This is a genomic window from Pseudomonas sp. HOU2 (assembly GCF_040729435.1).
Taxonomy (GTDB): Bacteria; Pseudomonadota; Gammaproteobacteria; order Pseudomonadales; family Pseudomonadaceae; genus Aquipseudomonas.
In genome coordinates, this window is the sequence record NZ_CP160398.1 from 3,793,536 (window position 1) to 3,811,845 (window position 18,310).

The window sequence follows — 18,310 nt, forward strand, 5'->3', positions numbered from 1 at the left end:
AGTCATAGGGAATTGGTAGTGCTGGGACTCTTCAATAAAAAGACCAATACGTTACTGGGGATCGACATCAGCTCCACTTCGGTGAAGCTTTTGGAACTGAGCCGTCAGGGTGACCGCTACCGGGTCGAGGCGTACGCGGTTGAGCCGCTGCCGCCCAACGCCGTGGTCGAGAAGAACATCGCCGAGCTCGAAGGCGTAGGTCATGCCTTGTCCCGCGTGCTGGTCAAGGCGCGGACCGGGCTCAAGAGCGTGGCGGTGGCGGTGGCCGGTTCCGCGGTGATCACCAAGATCATCGAGATGGACGCCGGGCTGACCGACGACGAGCTGGAAAACCAGCTCAGGATCGAGGCCGACCAGTACATTCCCTATCCGCTGGACGAAGTCGCCATCGATTTCGAGGTTCAGGGCGTTTCCCCGCGCAACCCGGAGCGGGTCAACGTGCTGCTGGCCGCATGCCGCAAGGAAAACGTCGAAGTGCGCGAGGCGGCACTGGCGCTGGCCGGGCTGACCGCGCGAGTGGTCGATGTCGAAGCCTACGCACTGGAGCGCTCGTTCGGCCTGCTCGCCACGCAACTGGCGGCATCGCAGGAGCGTCTCACGGTGGCGGTGGTGGACATCGGCGCGACCATGACCACCCTCAGTGTTCTGCACAACGGCAAAATCATTTACACCCGCGAGCAACTGTTCGGTGGGCGGCAACTGACCGAGGAAATCCAGCGCCGGTATGGCCTGACCATCGAGCAGGCCGGTCTGGCGAAAAAACAGGGCGGCTTGCCCGATGACTACGTCAGCGAGGTGTTGCAGCCGTTCCGGGAGGCGCTGGTGCAGCAAGTCTCGCGCTCGCTGCAGTTCTTCTTTGCCTCGGGTCAGTACAACGCGGTGGATCACGTTCTGCTGGCGGGTGGTACGGCATCGGTGCCGGGGCTGGATCGCCTGATCGAGCAGCGCCTGGGCACCCCGACCCAGGTCGCCAACCCGTTTTCCGACATGGCCCTGAGCAGCAAGGTCAACGCTGGGGCGCTAGCCAGTGACGCGCCGGCCCTGATGATTGCCTGCGGGCTCGCGCTCAGGAGTTTCGACTGATGGCGCGGATCAACCTTCTCCCCTGGCGTGAGGAACGCCGCGAAGAGCGGCGCAAACGCTTTCTGCTGATCCTGATCGGGGTCTTCGTCGGTTCGGTGGGCGCAGTGTTCATCGCCGATCAGATCTTCAGTACCGCCATCGAGCGGCAGGCAGCACGCAATGCCTACATCGGCAAACAGATCGCCGTGGTCGACGAGCGGATCAAGCAGATCAGCGAACTTAAGGCTCGGCGCCAGCAACTGGTCGAGCGCATGCGCATCATCCAGGACTTGCAGGGCAACCGGCAGATCAGCGGGCGGATCTTCGACCAACTGGCGCGCACGCTGCCGGACGGGGTGTATTTCACCAGCGTGAAATTGCTCGGCAAGACGCTGTCGATCAGCGGCGCGGCGGAATCGAACAATCGCGTCTCGGAGCTGATGCGCAATCTGGACGCTTCCGACTGGTTCGATGCGCCCAGCTTGAACGAGGTGAAAGCGACGACTGCCGGTCAGGTGGATCAGGCCAACGTCTTTCAGCTGACCGTGCGTCAGACCCAGCCAACCGTAACGGAGGGCGACAAATGAAGCCGTCCGAATGGCTGCAAAGTCTGCGCAATATCGACTTCAACGATCTGGACACCAGCAATATCGGCTCCTGGCCGGCCGCGGTGAAAACCATCGCGGGAGCGTTGCTGGCGGTGCTGGTGTTGGCGCTTGGCTATAACTTTTTCATCAGCGACATGGAAAACCAGCTGGAAGCCAAGCGTCAGGAAGAAGACACCTTGAAGGAGCAGTTCGCCAGCAAGGCGCACATGGCCGCCAACCTGGAGCTGTACACCCAGCAGATGAAGGAGATGGAGAACTCCTTCGGTGTGCTCCTGCGTCAATTGCCCAGCGACACCGAAGTTCCGGGATTGCTCGAAGACATCACCCGCACCGGGCTGGGCAGTGGTCTCGAATTCGAAGAGATCAAGCTGCTGCCGGAAGTGACCCAGCCGTTCTACATCGAGTTGCCGATCCAGATCACGGTCACCGGGGCTTACCACGACCTCGCGACCTTTGTCAGTGGCGTCGCCGGGTTGCCACGGATCGTCACCTTGCACGATTTCGAACTGGCGCCTGCCAACCCGGACGGCGGGACGAAGCTGCGCATGAGTATCCTCGCCAAGACCTACCGTTATAACGACAAGGGGTTGGACAAATGACCCCGATCCGTTATTTCGCCCTGTCGGTGCTGTTGCTGGGTCTTGGCGGATGCTTTGGTGGAGATGACTTCAGCGATCTCGACACCTACATGAATGAAGTGCGTCTGCGGCCGGCCGGCCGGATCGAGCCGACGCCGACGTTCCGTTCCTATCCGACGTTTACCTACAGCGCGGCCAACCTGCGCAGCCCGTTCTCGCGTCAGGTGCGCGTCGATCTGGCCGGGCAGCAGCGTGGCTCGCGCAACGTCAAGCCCGACCCCAACCGGGTCAAGCAGTACCTCGAAGGTTTCAACATCGAGCAGTTTGAAATGGTCGGCACGATCTCCAATGCCTCCGGTTCCTTCGCCCTGCTGCGCGGAGCGGGGGCGGTGCATCGACTGAAAGTCGGCGACTACCTGGGGCGCAACGACGGGCGCATCGTCGCCATCAGCGCCACTCAGGTCGATGTGGTCGAAATCGTCCCCGATGGCGAAGGCGCCTGGCTGGAGCGTCCGCGCACCATTCCTTTGAAAGAGCACTCATAGTGGAAGTCGAACAATGAACAGGATTTTCTTTAGCCTCGGTTTTTCGCTATGGATAGCGCTGCTTTCACCGATGGTTCAGGCGGCCAGCCTCAAGACGCTGGATGTCGCGGCGTTACCGGGTGACCGCATCGAGTTGAAGCTGTCGTTCGACGGTCCGCCACCGCAACCCAAGGGCTACACCACTGATTCGCCGGCGCGAATCGCTCTCGATCTGCCGGGTGTCGCCAGCCAACTGGCAAGCAAGACCCGTGATCTGGGCAGCGGCAACGCGCGAACCGCCACGGTAGTCGAGGCTAACGACCGCACGCGCCTGATTATCAACCTGACGCAACTGACGCCCTACACCTCACGGGTAGAGGGCAACAATCTGTTCGTGGTGGTCGGGCAGGGCGCCAAGCCTGCTGCGCCACGGCCAGCCGCTGTTGCGCCGCGACCGGTCGCGGCGCCGGCAAAGGCTTATACCCCCGTTGCCAAAACCATTCGTGGCGTCGACTTCCAGCGTGGCACCGCGGGGGAGGGCAACGTCGTCATCGACCTGTCGGACCCGACCATCGCCCCGGACATCCAGGAACATGACGGCAAGATCATCCTCAGTTTTGCTCGCACGCAGTTGCCCGACAGGCTGCGGGTACGCCTCGACGTCAAGGATTTCGCCACCCCGGTGCAGTTCGTCAACGCTGCCGCCACCGGTGATCGTGCGGTCATCACCGTCGAACCCAGTGGCACGTTCGACTATTCCACCTACCAGACCGACAACAAGCTGACCGTCAGCATTCGCCCGATGACCGTCGATGACCTGCAAAAGCGCAACGCTGACCGCAACAGCTACAGCGGTGAAAAGCTTTCGCTGAATTTCCAGGACATCGACGTGCGTTCGGTGCTGCAACTGATCGCCGACTTCACCAACCTCAATCTGGTGGCCAGCGATACGGTGCAGGGCGGGATCACCCTGCGTTTGCAAAACGTGCCGTGGGATCAGGCGCTGGACCTGGTGCTGAAAACCAAAGGCCTGGACAAGCGCAAGATCGGCAATGTGCTGCTGGTGGCGCCGGCCGACGAAATCGCTGCCCGTGAACGCCAGGAACTGGAGTCGCAAAAACAGATCGCCGAACTGGCACCGCTGCGCCGCGAGCTGTTGCAAGTGAATTACGCCAAGGCCGCGGACATCGCCAAGCTGTTCCAGTCGGTGACCAGCGCCGAGGCGAAAATCGACGAGCGTGGCTCGATTACCGTCGATGAGCGCACCAACAACATCATTGCCTACCAGACCCAGGATCGCCTCGACGAACTGCGGCGGATCGTGGCGCAACTGGATATTCCGGTGCGCCAGGTGATGATCGAGGCGCGGATCGTCGAGGCCAACGTCGATTACGACAAGAGTCTGGGCGTGCGCTGGGGCGGCTCGATCCAGAACAAGGGCAACTGGAACACCTCGGGGGTCAGCAATGGCTCGTCGACCACCATTGGCACGCCGGGCAGTACCAGCACCAACTCGCCGTTCGTCGACATGGGCACGGTCGGTAACACGTCCGGGATCGGCATCGCCTTCATCACCGACAACGTGCTGCTCGATCTTGAGCTGACTGCCATGGAGAAAACCGGCAACGGCGAAATCGTCTCCCAGCCGAAAGTCGTCACCTCCGACAAGGAGACGGCGAAGATCCTCAAGGGCACCGAGATTCCGTATCAGGAAGCCAGTTCCAGCGGTGCGACGTCGGTGTCGTTCAAGGAGGCTTCGCTGTCGCTGGAAGTGACGCCGCAGATCACCCCCGATAACCGCATCATCATGGAGGTCAAGGTCACCAAGGATGAACCGGACTACCTGAACAAGGTGCAGGATGTGCCGCCAATCAAGAAGAACGAGGTCAACGCCAAGGTGCTGGTGAACGACGGCGAGACCATCGTGATTGGCGGTGTTTTCTCAAATACTCAAAGCAAGGTTGTAGATAAGGTGCCATTTCTTGGCGATGTGCCGTATCTTGGCCGCCTTTTCCGGCGTGATGTGGTTTCGGAGAAAAAATCCGAGCTGCTGGTATTTCTCACTCCGCGTATCATGAATAACCAGGCGATTGCTGTGAGTCGTTGATTCTGTGCGAAATTTGATTCTTGTAGGACCGATGGGCGCTGGCAAAAGCACCATCGGCCGGTTGCTGGCCAAAGAGCTGCGCCTGCCGTTCAAAGATTCCGACAAGGAAATTGAACTGCGCACGGGCGCCAATATCCCGTGGATCTTCGACAAGGAAGGCGAGCCCGGCTTTCGTGACCGTGAGCAGGCGATGATCGCCGAGCTGTGCGCGTTCGACGGCGTGGTGCTGGCGACCGGTGGCGGCGCGGTGATGCGTGATGCCAACCGCAAGGCCCTGCACGCGGGCGGACGGGTGGTGTATCTGCACGCCTCCGTCGAGCAGCAGGTCGGGCGTACGTCGCGCGATCGCAATCGGCCTTTGCTGCGCACCGCCGATCCGGCGAAAACCCTGCGAGACCTGCTCGAGATCCGCGATCCGCTTTATCGGGAGATCGCCGATCTGGTGGTGGAAACCGACGAACGGCCACCGCGCATGGTGGTACTCGATATTCTCGACCGTCTGGCACAGCTGCCACCCCGTTAAAGCGCCGCCGGAAATGCGCTATCCTCGGCGTCCTGTCACAGCCGTCGAGGTTGTGGCGGATGGCGTGCGAGCGGCGTCATACCCGCTATAGGCCGCAGACAACCAATAATTCAGGGCAGGACGCCTGCTTCCATCTTCACTGTGGGGACACATGCAGACACTCAAGGTCGATCTAGGCGAGCGCAGCTACCCGATTCATATTGGCGAAGGTTTGTTGGATCAGCCCGAGTTGCTGGCACCGCATATTCATGGGCGGCAAGTGGCAATCATCTCCAACGAGACCGTGGCGCCGCTCTATCTCGAACGTCTGACCCAAAGCCTTGCGCAGTTCTCGGTCATCTCGGTGGTGCTGCCGGACGGCGAAGCCTTCAAGAACTGGGAAACCCTGCAACTGATCTTCGACGGCCTGCTGACGGCCCGTCACGATCGCCGTACCACGATCATCGCCCTCGGAGGCGGGGTCATTGGCGACATGGCCGGTTTTGCCGCCGCCTGCTACCAGCGCGGCGTCGACTTCATCCAGATTCCTACCACGCTGCTGTCCCAGGTCGATTCGTCGGTGGGCGGCAAGACCGGCATCAACCATCCGCTGGGCAAGAACATGGTCGGCGCGTTCTATCAGCCGAACGTCGTGCTGATCGATACCGCGTCCCTGAAAACCCTGCCGGAGCGCGAACTGTCCGCCGGTCTGGCTGAAGTCATCAAGTACGGTCTGATTTGCGACGAGCCGTTCCTCACCTGGCTTGAAGACAACATCGACGCCCTGCGCGCGCTGGACCAGAAGGCCCTGACCTACGCCATCGAGCGCTCCTGCGCAGCCAAGGCTGCGGTGGTCGGCGCCGATGAGAAGGAAACCGGCGTGCGCGCCACGCTCAACCTCGGCCACACCTTCGGCCACGCCATTGAGACCCACATGGGCTATGGTGTCTGGTTGCATGGTGAGGCGGTGGCCGCTGGCACCGTGATGGCGCTGGAAATGTCCGCGCGTCTGGGCTGTATCAGCGAACAGGAGCGTGATCGCGGCATTCGTCTGTTCCAGCGTGCCGGTCTGCCGGTGATTCCGCCGGAAGAAATGACCGAAGCCGATTTTCTCGAACATATGGCAATTGATAAAAAAGTGATCGACGGTCGTCTGCGCCTGGTGCTTTTGCGCCGGATGGGCGAAGCGGTGGTGACCGCCGATTATCCGAAAGAGGTTCTACAGGCCACGCTGGGAGCGGATTACCGCGCTCTGGCTCAGCTTAAAGGTTAATAAGATTCCGATGACTAGTTTGCATGCCGACGAGGCGTTCCTCGGCCATTTCCAGTTAAGTCACGACCCTTTCGCGCCGCGGGTGCCGGGCTTCAAATTTTTCCCGGCCCAGCGCAAGCCGGTGCTGGGGCAACTGCATCACCTGGCGCGTTACAGCCAGTTGCTGCTGGTGGTCACCGGGCCGCAGGGCAGCGGCAAGACCTTGCTGCGTCAGGCGCTGGTGGCCAGCACCAACAAGCAATCGGTGCAAAGCGTTGTCGTGTCGGCCCGTGGCGCCGGCGATGCCGCTGGCGTGCTGCGTCAGGTGGCGCAGGCGCTGGACGTGGCGCAGGCGGAAGTCGGCGCGATTCTGGCGCAAGTGGTGCAGCTGGCACTGACCGGGCAGGAAGTCTATCTGCTGGTGGATGATGCCGAGCAGCTCGACGAATCCGCCCTCGAGGCGCTGATGGCGCTGGGCGCCGGTGCGCCGGAAGGTCGTCCGCACGTGTTCCTGTTCGGTGAGTCGTCGCTGATCGCGCAACTGGAGGCCTTGCACCTCGAGGAAGAGCGCTTCCACGTCATCGAACTGCAGCCGTACACCGAGGAAGAGACCCGCGAATATCTCGACCAACGGCTGGAAGGTGCGGGCCGGGGTGTCGAACTTTTCACCGCGGATCAGATCTCTGAGATTCACGAAAGCGCCGAGGGTTGGCCTGGCAACATCAACCAGGTCGCTCGCGATGCACTGATCGAAGTCATGATTGCCAGCCGCTCTGCGGTCAAGCGTCCAAGTATGGGGTTCAACATGCCGAAGAAACACGTATTGGCGATATCCGCGGTCGTTGTGGTCGCGGTCGCCGCCGCCTGGCTGATGCCGGGTCGCAACAAGGCGCCAACCACTGGCGCTCCCGCCAACGAACAGGCACAACTGCCGTTGGGCCAGGGCGCCAAGGGTGGCGCGCCGAACGTCGAGTTCGCCGGCAATACCCAGCCGATGCCGCTGCCGCTGGTCGGCAACTCGCAACCGGTGATGCGCGGCCCGTTGGCTGAAGCCGCTGGCGGCATCACTGAAGGTGACGACGGCGTGCCGGTTGAAGGCTCCAGCGCAACGCCGCCGACCGTCACCACTTCCGCGCCACCGGCAGGTGTTCCGGCCAGTCCGGCGCCAACCCCGGTTCCGGTGCCCGCCGCCAAGCCGACCCCGGCTCCGACTCAGGTCGCCACCGCCAAGCCTGCTCCGGCAGCGCCAGCGGCCAAACCGGCTCCTGCCCCGGCCAAGCCAGTTGCAGCCGCCAAACCGGCCGAGAAGCCGGTTACCGTCGCCAAAGCCGCCGGTGGCAGCTGGTACGCCGGTCAGCCGACCAGCAACTACGTGGTGCAGATCCTCGGTACCAGCTCCGAAGCGACCGCACAGAACTTCGTCAAGGAGCAGGGCGGCGAGTACCGTTATTTCAAGAAAGTCCTCAACGGCAAGCCGCTTTACGTGATCACCTACGGCAACTTCGCCAATCGTGATGCAGCCGTTTCTGCCATCAAGGCCTTGCCAGCGAAGGTTCAGGCTGGTAAACCTTGGCCTCGCACTGTCGCCAGCGTCCAACAGGAACTGGCAACAACTCGCTGAAGATTCGGCGGCCTTACCCAGGCCGCCTCTCCAAGCACCTCAAAATTTCTACGAGTGCGCGCTTCCTTCCAGGTCGCGTGCCTTGTGGTGTCTGCGTCACAGTAGTCTTTGAGTCGTTGCGGTCAGAATTAAAAAAGTTTTGACTAGCACAGCATATCGCTTTAAACCTTTCACAAATGCGACATAGATTTGCGACATTTCGTCGTCAAATTTGTGAGCGTCTGTGTCGCTGTGTACAATGACCACCCTTTTGCCCCCGCAAAGCCGGCGTACGTTCGGCGCGGCAAGCAAGTGGTTGAATTGAAAAGAAATTTGCCTCGTAAAGAGGCAGCCTGGTGAGAAAGTGTCTATGAAAGCAGGTCTGTACCAACCAGATGAATTCAAGGATAACTGCGGTTTCGGCCTGATAGCCCATATGCAGGGCGAGCCCAGTCATACCCTTTTGCAAACGGCCATCGAGGCCCTGACCTGCATGACCCACCGCGGTGGGATTAATGCCGACGGCAAGACCGGTGACGGTTGCGGTCTGCTGATTCAAAAGCCTGATGCGTTCCTGCGGGCGATGGCCCAGGAAAACTTCAGCGTCGAACTGCCCAAGCAATATGCCGTGGGCATGGTCTTCTTCAACCAGGATCCGGCCAAAGCCGCAGCCGCTCGCGAGAACATGAACCGCGAGATCCTCGCTGAAGGCCTGCAACTGATCGGCTGGCGCAAAGTGCCGATCGACACCAGCGTCCTCGGCCGTTTGGCCCTCGAGCGCCTGCCGCAAATCGAGCAGGTGTACATCGGCGGTGAAGGCCTGAGCGATCAGGACATGGCGGTCAAGCTGTTCAGCGCCCGGCGTCGTTCGTCGGTGGCCAACGCCGCCGACACCGACCACTACATCTGCAGCTTTTCGCACAAGACCATCATCTATAAAGGCCTGATGATGCCGGCCGACCTGGCCGCGTTCTATCCGGACCTCGGTGACCAGCGCCTGCAAACCGCGATCTGCGTGTTCCACCAGCGCTTCTCCACCAACACCCTGCCGAAATGGCCGCTGGCCCAGCCATTCCGCTTCCTCGCCCACAACGGCGAGATCAACACCATCACTGGTAACCGCAACTGGGCGCAGGCCCGTCGGACCAAGTTCACCAACGATCTGATGGATCTGGAAGAGCTCGGCCCGCTGGTCAACCGTGTCGGTTCCGACTCTTCGAGCATGGACAACATGCTCGAACTGATGGTCACCGGTGGCATCGACCTGTTCCGTGGCGTGCGGATGATCATTCCGCCGGCGTGGCAGAACGTTGAAACCATGGACCCGGATCTGCGGGCGTTCTACGAGTACAACTCGATGCACATGGAACCGTGGGACGGCCCGGCCGGCGTGGTGATGACCGATGGTCGTTACGCGGTGTGCCTGCTCGACCGTAACGGTCTGCGCCCGGCGCGCTGGGTCACCACTACCAACGGTTTCATCACCGTTGCGTCGGAAATCGGCGTCTGGAACTACCAGCCGCAAGACGTGATCGCCAAGGGCCGTGTCGGCCCGGGCCAGATTCTCGCCGTGGACACCGAAACCGGGCAAATCCTCGACACCGACGCGATCGACAACCGTCTGAAATCCCGTCATCCGTACAAGCAATGGCTGCGCAAGAATGCCCTGCGCATCCAGGCGACCATGGAAGACAACGACCACGGTTCGGCGTTCTACGACGTGGATCAGCTCAAGCAATACATGAAGATGTATCAGGTCACGTTCGAAGAGCGCGATCAGGTGCTGCGTCCGCTTGGTGAACAAGGCTACGAAGCCGTCGGTTCGATGGGCGACGACACGCCGATGGCCGTGCTGTCGCAGCGTGTGCGCACGCCGTACGACTATTTCCGCCAGCAGTTCGCCCAGGTCACCAACCCGCCGATCGACCCGCTGCGTGAAGCGATCGTGATGTCGCTGGAAATCTGCCTCGGGGCCGAGCGCAACATCTTCCAGGAATCGCCGGAGCACGCCTCGCGCGTGATTCTCAGCTCGCCAGTGATTTCGCCGGCCAAGTGGCGCTCGCTGATGAACCTCGACCGCCCGGGTTTCGAGCGGCAGATCATCGACCTCAATTACGACGAAAGCGTCGGCCTCGAAGCGGCGATCCGCAACGTTGCCGATCAGGCTGAAGAAGCCGTGCGTGCCGGTCGTACCCAGATCGTCCTGAGCGACCGTCATATCGCGCCGGGCAAACTGCCGATCCACGCTTCGCTGGCCACCGGCGCGGTGCACCATCGCCTGACCGAAAAAGGCCTGCGCTGCGACTCCAACATCCTCGTGGAAACCGCCACCGCCCGCGATCCGCACCACTTTGCGGTGCTGATCGGTTTCGGCGCCTCGGCGGTCTATCCGTTCCTGGCCTACGAAGTGCTGGGCGACCTGATCCGTACCGGTGAAGTGCTGGGCGACCTCTACGAGGTGTTCAAGAACTACCGCAAGGGCATCACCAAAGGTCTGCTGAAGATCCTGTCGAAGATGGGCATCTCGACCATCGCCTCGTACCGTGGTGCGCAACTGTTCGAAGCCATCGGCCTGTCCGAAGAAGTGTGCGAACTGAGCTTCCGTGGCGTGCCGAGCCGCATCAAGGGTGCGCGTTTCGTCGACATCGAAGCCGAGCAGAAAGCCTTGGCCGTTGAAGCCTGGAGTCCGCGCAAGCCAATCCAGCAGGGCGGTCTGCTGAAGTTCGTCCACGGTGGCGAATACCACGCGTACAACCCGGACGTGGTCAACACCCTGCAAGCCGCCGTGCAGCAGGGCGACTATGCCAAGTTCAAGGAATACACCTCGCTGGTGGACAACCGTCCGGTGTCGATGATCCGCGACCTGTTCAAGGTCAAGACCCTCGACACGCCGCTGGACATCAGTGAAGTCGAACCGCTGGAATCGGTGCTCAAGCGCTTCGACTCCGCCGGTATCTCGCTGGGCGCCCTGTCGCCGGAAGCCCACGAAGCCCTGGCCGAAGCCATGAACCGCCTCGGTGCGCGTTCCAACTCCGGCGAAGGTGGTGAGGATCCAGCACGTTACGGCACCATCAAGAGCTCGAAAATCAAGCAGGTCGCGACCGGCCGTTTCGGTGTCACCCCGGAATACCTGGTCAACGCCGAAGTGCTGCAGATCAAGGTCGCCCAAGGCGCCAAGCCGGGCGAGGGCGGGCAACTGCCGGGCGGCAAAGTCAACGGGCTGATCGCCAAGCTGCGTTACGCAGTGCCGGGCGTGACCCTGATTTCGCCACCGCCGCACCACGACATCTATTCGATCGAAGACTTGTCGCAGTTGATCTTCGACCTCAAGCAGGTCAACCCGAAGGCGCTGGTCTCGGTGAAACTGGTTGCGGAAGCAGGCGTCGGCACCATCGCCGCCGGTGTGGCCAAGGCCTATGCGGACTTGATCACCATCTCCGGTTACGATGGTGGCACCGGTGCATCGCCGCTGACCTCGATCAAATACGCGGGCGCACCGTGGGAACTCGGCCTGGCTGAAACCCACCAGACCCTGCGCGGCAACGACCTGCGCGGCAAAGTCCGGGTGCAGACCGACGGCGGCCTGAAAACCGGCCTCGACGTGATCAAGGCGGCGATCCTCGGCGCCGAAAGTTTCGGCTTCGGTACGGCACCGATGATCGCCCTGGGCTGCAAATACCTGCGCATCTGCCACCTGAACAACTGCGCCACCGGCGTTGCGACGCAGAACGAGAAGCTGCGCAAGGATCACTACATCGGCACCGTCGACATGGTGGTGAATTTCTTCACCTACGTCGCCGAAGAAACCCGTGAGTGGCTGGCCAAACTCGGCGTGCGCTCCCTCGAAGAACTGATCGGCCGCACCGATCTGCTGGAAGTCCTCGAAGGCCAGACCGCCAAGCAACACCATCTGGATCTGACCCCGCTGCTGGGCAGCGATCACATCCCGGCCGACAAACCGCAATTCTGCGGCGTTGAGCGCAACCCGCCGTTCGACCAGGGCCTGCTGGCCGAAAAAATGGTCGACATGGCGACCTCGGCGATCAACGACCTCAGCGGTGCCGAGTTCGAACTGGACATCTGCAACTGCGACCGTTCGATCGGCGCGCGGATCTCCGGCGAAATCGCACGCAAGCACGGCAATCAGGGCATGGCCAATGCGCCGATCACCTTCCGCTTCAAAGGCACGGCCGGTCAGAGCTTCGGCGTGTGGAACGCCGGCGGTCTGAACATGTACCTGGAAGGCGACGCCAACGACTACGTCGGCAAGGGCATGACCGGCGGCAAACTGGTCATCGTGCCGCCGAAGGGCAGCGTCTATCAGACTCAAAACAGCGCCATCATCGGCAACACCTGCCTGTACGGCGCCACCGGCGGCAAGCTGTTCGCCGCTGGCACCGCGGGCGAGCGTTTCGCTGTGCGCAACTCCGGTGCCCACACCGTTGTGGAAGGCACTGGCGATCACTGCTGCGAGTACATGACCGGTGGTTTCGTCTGCGTCCTGGGCAAGACCGGTTACAACTTCGGCTCTGGCATGACCGGCGGTTTCGCCTACGTGCTCGATCAGGACAACACCTTCGTTGACCGGGTCAACCACGAACTGGTGGAAATCCAGCGGATCAGCGGCGAGGCGATGGAAGCCTACCGCAGCCACCTGCAGAACGTGCTGAACGAGTACGTCAAGGAAACCGAAAGCGAGTGGGGTCGTGAACTCGCCGAAAACCTTGATGACTACCTGCGTCGTTTCTGGCTGGTCAAGCCTAAGGCTGCCAACCTGAAATCGTTGCTTTCCAGCACTCGTGCCAACCCGCAGTGATATGCGCCTGAAGAGTTTGATGAGGTTTTAACAATGGCTGAACGTCTGAATAACGACTTCCAGTTCATCGATGTCGGGCGCAAGGATCCGAAGAAGAAACTGTTGCGTCAACGCAAGAAAGAGTTCGTCGAGATTTACGAACCGTTCAAACCCCAGCAGTCGGCCGATCAGGCCCACCGCTGCCTGGGTTGCGGCAACCCGTATTGCGAATGGAAGTGTCCGGTGCACAACTTCATTCCCAACTGGCTGAAGCTGGTGGCCGAGGGCAACATCCTCCAGGCCGCCGAGCTGTCGCACCAGACCAACACCCTGCCGGAAGTCTGCGGCCGGGTGTGCCCGCAGGATCGTCTGTGCGAGGGTGCCTGCACCCTCAACGACGGCTTCGGCGCGGTGACCATCGGTTCGGTCGAGAAGTACATCACCGACACCGCGTTCGCCATGGGCTGGCGCCCGGACATGTCCAAGGTCAAACCGACCGGCAAGCGCGTCGCGATCATCGGTGCCGGCCCGGCGGGGCTGGGTTGTGCCGACGTGCTGGTGCGTGGCGGCGTGACCCCGGTGGTGTTCGACAAGAACCCGGAAATCGGCGGTCTGCTGACCTTCGGCATTCCCGAGTTCAAGCTTGAGAAGACCGTGCTGAGCAATCGTCGCGAAGTCTTCACCGGCATGGGCATCGAGTTCCGCCTCAACACCGAGGTCGGCAAGGACGTGACCATGGAGCAACTGCTCGCCGAATACGATGCGGTATTCATGGGCATGGGCACCTACACCTACATGAAGGGCGGTTTTGCCGGTGAGGATCTGCCGGGCGTCTATGACGCGCTGGACTTCCTGATCGCCAACGTCAACCGCAACCTGGGTTTTGAAAAGTCGCCGGAAGATTTCGTCGACATGAAAGGCAAGAAGGTCGTGGTACTCGGCGGCGGAGACACGGCGATGGACTGCAACCGCACCTCGATTCGTCAGGGCGCCAAGTCGGTGACCTGCGCCTATCGTCGTGACGAAGCGAACATGCCTGGCTCGCGCAAAGAGGTGAAGAACGCCAAGGAAGAAGGCGTGAAATTCCTCTACAACCGCCAGCCGATCGCGATCGTTGGTGAAGACAAGGTCGAAGGCGTGAAGGTGGTCGAGACCCGTCTCGGCGAACCGGACGCCCGTGGCCGCCGCAGCCCCGAGCCGATCCCGGGCTCCGAAGAGATCATCCCGGCCGACGCCGTGGTCATCGCGTTCGGTTTCCGTCCAAGCCCGGCGCCGTGGTTCGAACAGTTCGAAATCCAGACCGACAGCCAGGGCCGCGTCGTCGCGCCTGAGCAAGGTCAGTACAAGCACCAGACCAGCAACCCGAAAATCTTCGCCGGTGGCGACATGGTGCGCGGGTCCGACCTGGTGGTGACGGCGATCTTCGAAGGGCGCAATGCCGCCGAAGGGATCCTTGATTACCTGGGTGTTTAAACCCGTCTAGCTGACTGCAATGCAATACCTGTGGGAGCTGGCTTGCCAGCGATAGCATCACCTCGGTTAATCTGGCACACCGAGGTGTTCGCATCGCTGGCAAGCCAGCTCCCACAGTGTTTAGCGGTGTTGCAAAATCAGCATTCCAACGCAATAAATTGACCCGATAGACAAAAGGCTGACCTGCATCCGTGCCTTTTGCGTCGCGCTCTGAGAAAATGCCCGCACTTTTTTTCCGGATGCCGACATGACTGCCCTGAAGAACGACCGTTTCCTCCGCGCCCTGCTCAAGCAACCTGTAGACGTCACCCCGGTGTGGATGATGCGCCAGGCCGGCCGCTACCTGCCTGAATACCGCGCCAGCCGTGCCCAGGCCGGTGATTTCATGAGCCTGTGCATGAATCCGGAATTCGCTTGCGAAGTCACGTTGCAACCGCTCGACCGCTACCCGCAACTGGACGCGGCGATCCTGTTCTCCGACATTCTCACCATCCCCGATGCCATGGGCCAGGGCCTGTACTTCGAGACCGGTGAAGGTCCGCGCTTCAAGAAAGTCGTCAGCACCCTGGCCGACATCGAAGCGTTGCCGATTCCTGATCCACACAAAGACCTCGGCTACGTGATGGACGCGGTCAGCACCATCCGCCGCGAGCTGAATGGCCGTGTGCCGCTGATCGGCTTCTCCGGCAGCCCGTGGACCCTCGCCACTTACATGGTTGAAGGCGGCTCGTCGAAAGACTTCCGCAAGACCAAGGCGATGCTCTACGACAACCCGCAGGCCATGCACCTGCTGCTGGATAAACTGGCGCAGTCGGTGACCTCGTACCTCAACGGCCAGATCCAGGCCGGTGCGCAAGCGGTGCAGATCTTCGATACCTGGGGCGGCAACCTGTCGGCGGCGGCGTATCAGGAATTCTCCCTGGCGTACATGAAGAAAATCGTCAGTGGTCTGATCCGCGAGCACGACGGGCGCAAGGTGCCGGTGATCCTCTTCACCAAGAACGGTGGCCTGTGGCTGGAAAGCATCGCCGAGGCCGGCGCCGACGCACTGGGCCTGGACTGGACCTGCGACATCGGCAACGCCCGCGCCCGTGTCGGTGACAAGGTCGCGCTGCAAGGCAACATGGACCCGACCGTGCTCTACGCCAAACCGGAAGCGATCCGCACCGAAGTCGGGCGCATTCTGGCCAGCTACGGCAAGGGCAGCGGCCACGTGTTCAACCTCGGCCACGGCATCACCCCTGAGGTCGATCCGGAGCATGCCGGCGCGTTCCTGCGCGCGGTGCATGAGTTGTCGGCGCAGTACCACGAGTGATCGACGCGCAATAGAAAACGCCCGGCCAATGCCGGGCGTTTTTGTTTCCACAATTCAACGTCGGACGCGGATCAATTGTAGGAGTGAGCCTGCTCGCGATAGCGGTAAGTCAGTCGCCCGATGTGTTGGCTGACACACCGCTATCGCGAGCAGGCTCACTCCTACAGGGTTTTGTATCAGGCTTTGACACCCTGCAACGGCGGCAACTTCGCCAGTTTCAACGCCACCAGCAGCGCCACCAGCAACAGCGCACCAATGAACAACCCAATCCCGTTCCAGCCGCCCATATGCCAGAACACCCCGCCTGCCGTGCCGGCAATACTCGACCCGGCGTAATAGCTGAACAGGTACAACGACGACGCCTGGCCCTTGGCCTTCAGCGCCCGCCGGCCGATCCAGCTGCTCGCCACCGAGTGCGCGCCGAAGAAGCCGAAGGTGAAGATCAGCATGCCGACGATCACCAGCAACAGCGGCGTAAACATGGTGAGCGCAAGGCCGGCGAACATCAGCGCGATGGTTGCCCACAGCACTTTGCGCCGCCCCAGTTTGTCCGCCAGCGAACCGATCTTCGCCGAGCTGTAGATGCCCGACAGGTACACCACCGATAGCAAACCGACGAACACCTGATCGAGGTTGTACGGCGCGGCGAGCAGACGATAGCCGATGTAGTTGAACAGGGTGACGAAGGCGCCCATCAGCACGAACGCTTCAAGAAACAGCAGCGGCAGGCCGGCGTCGCGAAAGTGCATGGTGAAGCCATCAAGCAGGCTGCGTGGGTGCAGCGAGCGTGAGCGGAAGTTGCGCGATTCGGGAAGGATCTTCCAGAACACCGTCGCTGCGACCAGCGCCAGACCGCCAATCACCAGCATCGCCGTGTGCCAGCTGACAAAATCGATCAACACCCCGGTGATCAACCGCCCGCTCATCCCGCCAATCGCGTTGCCGCCGATGTACAGGCCCATCGCCAGACCGATGTGCTGTGGATGGATTTCCTCGCTCAGATACGTCATCGCCACCGCCGCCAGACCACTCAACGACAGCCCGATCAGCGCACGCATGATCAGCACACCGTGCCAGCTCGGCATCATCGAACTGGCGATGGTGCACAGCGCGGCAGCGAACAGCGCGGCGACCATCACCGGTTTGCGCCCGACGCGGTCGGAGATCGGTCCGGTGATCAGCAGACCGAAGGCCAGCATGCCGGTCGCCACCGACAGAATCAGGCTGCTCTGCGCGGCGTTGATCGAATACTCGTGAGACAGCAGCGGCATCATCGGCTGCACGCAATACAGCAAAGCGAAGGTCGCGAAGCCACCGCTGAACAGCGCGAGCACCGTGCGCATGAACATCGGCGTGCCTTTTTCGATGTAGATCTCATGCAGCTCGGCGATGACATCGTCCGTCGCGGCAGGCGGAACTTCATGGGCAAGAGGGGCGGCGGCGGTTTTCACATCAGACCTCGGAGGGCACGGCCAGGCAGGCAATGAAAAAATCATATAGCTGGCTAATGTTTCTATCCAATATATTGTTCGACCTGTTTGATAGCTTTAACGACCTAATGGGGTTTCCATGGAATTGCGTCATCTGCGCTACTTCATCGCCGTCGCCGAAGAACTGCATTTCGGCCGCGCCGCACAGGTGCTGGGGATCTCTCAGCCACCGCTGAGTCAGCAGATTCAGGCGTTGGAGCAAGAGGTCGGCGCGCGGTTGTTCGAGCGCACCAATCGTCGGGTCGAACTGAGTGAGGCCGGCCGATTGTTTCTGCAGGAGGCGCGGCTGGTGCTGGCGCAGGTCGACAAAGCCGCGGATGTCGCCCGGCGTGCGCAACTCGGCGAATTGGGTGAATTGAAGATAGGCTTCACCTCATCGGCGCCGTTCAACTCGACCATTCCCCAGGCGATTTTTGCTTTTCGTCAGCGTTTCCCGGCAGTCCACCTGAACCTGCGGGAGATGAGCAGCACCATGGTCGCGGACGCGCTGGTGGATGAGTCGATCGAAGTCGGCATCATGCGCCCGCTGGGCCTGCCGGATTCGCTGAGTGTGGTGGAGCTGATGCGTGAGCCGCTGGTGGCGGTGCTCGGCTCCAAACATCCGTTGGCGCAGGGCAGCGAGGAAGGCTTGTTCCTCTCGGCGCTGGCGCTGGAGCCGTTCGTGTTCTTTCCACGCAGCTATGGCAGCGGTTTGTATGCGCAACTGCTCAGTCTGGCCCGCGATGCCGGATTCAGTCCGCACTTCGCCCAGGAGGCGGGGGAGGCGATGACCATCATCGGACTGGTCGCAGCGGGGCTGGGAGTTTCGGTGTTGCCGGCGTCGTATCAGCGGATGCGTATTGATGGTGTGGTCTATCGACCACTGCTCGATCCGGAGGCGGTGTCGGCGGTGTGGCTGGTGCAGCGCAAGGATCAGAAATCGCCGATGGCCAAGGCGTTTGTCGAACTGCTGACACGCAAGGTTGAGTCCGCTTAAAAGATCGCAGTCTGCGGCAGCTCCTACA

Annotated in this window: 13 protein-coding genes; 12 read left to right on the forward strand and 1 reads right to left on the reverse strand. The window is 61.4% G+C overall.

Translation table 11 applies throughout. The features are described 5' to 3' along the window. Positions 1-18: 18 nt before the first annotated feature. The 11 genes from ABV589_RS17190 (at position 19) to hemE (ending at position 15,816) form a co-directional block, all read left to right on the forward strand. On the forward strand, positions 19-1,083 hold the full coding sequence (locus tag ABV589_RS17190) for a pilus assembly protein PilM (RefSeq protein ID WP_108590281.1): 1,065 nt from the start codon (positions 19-21) through the stop codon (positions 1,081-1,083). Next, positions 1,083-1,649 carry a PilN domain-containing protein gene (locus ABV589_RS17195; protein ID WP_367082680.1) on the forward strand — a complete coding sequence of 189 codons (567 nt, stop codon included), beginning with the start codon at positions 1,083-1,085 and terminating at the stop codon, positions 1,647-1,649. The genes ABV589_RS17190 and ABV589_RS17195 overlap by 1 nt, the downstream gene beginning before the upstream one ends. Continuing rightward, on the forward strand, positions 1,646-2,269 hold the full coding sequence (gene pilO, locus ABV589_RS17200; protein WP_027611313.1) for a type 4a pilus biogenesis protein PilO: 624 nt from the start codon (positions 1,646-1,648) through the stop codon (positions 2,267-2,269). The genes ABV589_RS17195 and pilO overlap by 4 nt, the downstream gene beginning before the upstream one ends. Then, complete coding sequence (locus tag ABV589_RS17205; protein WP_367082682.1) at positions 2,266-2,793, forward strand: pilus assembly protein PilP; 528 nt, start codon at positions 2,266-2,268, stop codon at positions 2,791-2,793. The genes pilO and ABV589_RS17205 overlap by 4 nt, the downstream gene beginning before the upstream one ends. 13 nt (positions 2,794-2,806) lie before the next feature. After that, positions 2,807-4,879, forward strand: a complete 2,073-nt coding sequence (gene pilQ, locus ABV589_RS17210; protein WP_367082683.1) for a type IV pilus secretin PilQ — start codon at positions 2,807-2,809, stop codon at positions 4,877-4,879. A 4-nt stretch (positions 4,880-4,883) separates the two neighbouring features. Further along, the gene (gene aroK, locus ABV589_RS17215; protein WP_027611316.1) at positions 4,884-5,402 is read left to right on the forward strand and encodes a shikimate kinase AroK; all 519 of its coding nucleotides are present in this window, start codon (positions 4,884-4,886) and stop codon (positions 5,400-5,402) included. 151 nt (positions 5,403-5,553) lie between these two features. Continuing rightward, entirely contained in the window at positions 5,554-6,654 is a 1,101-nt protein-coding gene (gene aroB / locus ABV589_RS17220) for a 3-dehydroquinate synthase (RefSeq protein WP_367082684.1), read from the forward strand. Between the two features lie 10 nt (positions 6,655-6,664). Next, a complete protein-coding gene (locus ABV589_RS17225; protein WP_367082686.1) occupies positions 6,665-8,254 on the forward strand; it encodes an AAA family ATPase in 1,590 nt (529 codons plus the stop codon). A gap of 349 nt (positions 8,255-8,603) precedes the next feature. After that, a complete protein-coding gene (gene gltB, locus ABV589_RS17230; protein WP_367082687.1) occupies positions 8,604-13,049 on the forward strand; it encodes a glutamate synthase large subunit in 4,446 nt (1,481 codons plus the stop codon). Positions 13,050-13,082: 33 nt separating this feature from the next. Continuing rightward, the gene (locus ABV589_RS17235; protein WP_007909438.1) at positions 13,083-14,501 is read left to right on the forward strand and encodes an FAD-dependent oxidoreductase; all 1,419 of its coding nucleotides are present in this window, start codon (positions 13,083-13,085) and stop codon (positions 14,499-14,501) included. A gap of 247 nt (positions 14,502-14,748) precedes the next feature. After that, on the forward strand, positions 14,749-15,816 hold the full coding sequence (gene hemE, locus ABV589_RS17240) for a uroporphyrinogen decarboxylase (RefSeq protein WP_007968321.1): 1,068 nt from the start codon (positions 14,749-14,751) through the stop codon (positions 15,814-15,816). Positions 15,817-15,992: 176 nt separating this feature from the next. Here the strand turns inward: hemE and ABV589_RS17245 are convergent, their stop codons facing one another. Further along, positions 15,993-17,267: an MFS transporter gene (locus tag ABV589_RS17245; RefSeq protein WP_367082689.1), complete on the reverse strand. Its 1,275-nt coding sequence runs from the start codon at positions 17,265-17,267 to the stop codon at positions 15,993-15,995. A gap of 118 nt (positions 17,268-17,385) precedes the next feature. Between ABV589_RS17245 and ABV589_RS17250 the strand changes: the two genes are divergently transcribed. Next, complete coding sequence (locus ABV589_RS17250) at positions 17,386-18,282, forward strand: LysR substrate-binding domain-containing protein (RefSeq protein WP_367082690.1); 897 nt, start codon at positions 17,386-17,388, stop codon at positions 18,280-18,282. Positions 18,283-18,310: the final 28 nt, after the last annotated feature.